Source organism: Sulfitobacter sp. UBA4523 (assembly GCF_002388305.1).
GTDB classification, from domain to species: Bacteria; Pseudomonadota; Alphaproteobacteria; order Rhodobacterales; family Rhodobacteraceae; genus Sulfitobacter; species Sulfitobacter pontiacus.
On record NZ_DGMH01000024.1, the window covers coordinates 110,129 to 110,585 of the forward strand.

Consider the following 457-nt stretch of genomic DNA (forward strand, 5'->3'; position numbering starts at 1 on the left):
CCTGATCAGCCTCGAAGATTTCGGGATCGGCACAAGCCTCGTGCTCGCGCTTGCCATGATAGAGATGCTGACCGCGCTAGGCTTTCAACAACAGATCGTCAATGCGCCCAAGGGGGATGACGCAGATTTCCATAGCGCGCTGCATGGTGTGGCGCTGATACGTGGCATGATCGGGGCGGCGGCGCTGTTCCTTCTCGCGCCGCTTCTGGCCCGCTCCTTTGGGGTGGAGCAGCTGACATGGGCGTTTCAGCTGATCTCTGTAGTGCCGCTGTTACAGGGGGCGATGCATCTGGACGTCTATCGCCAGACCCGCCACCACAAACATCGCGCCGCGATATGGATCGCGCTGCTGCCGCCGCTGGGGTCGTTGGCCGCGCTGCTGCCCCTATCGCGGATGTTCGATGACTTCCGCATCATGCTTTTTGCCGTGTTGGTGCATATGGCGCTGGGCACGCTC

General features: G+C 61.5%; 1 protein-coding gene. It reads left to right on the forward strand.

The window, feature by feature from the left end; all coding sequences use genetic code 11:
- Positions 1–457 (forward strand): oligosaccharide flippase family protein (locus B3849_RS06355; RefSeq protein ID WP_286779921.1); only part of this gene is annotated, 457 nt, incomplete at both ends.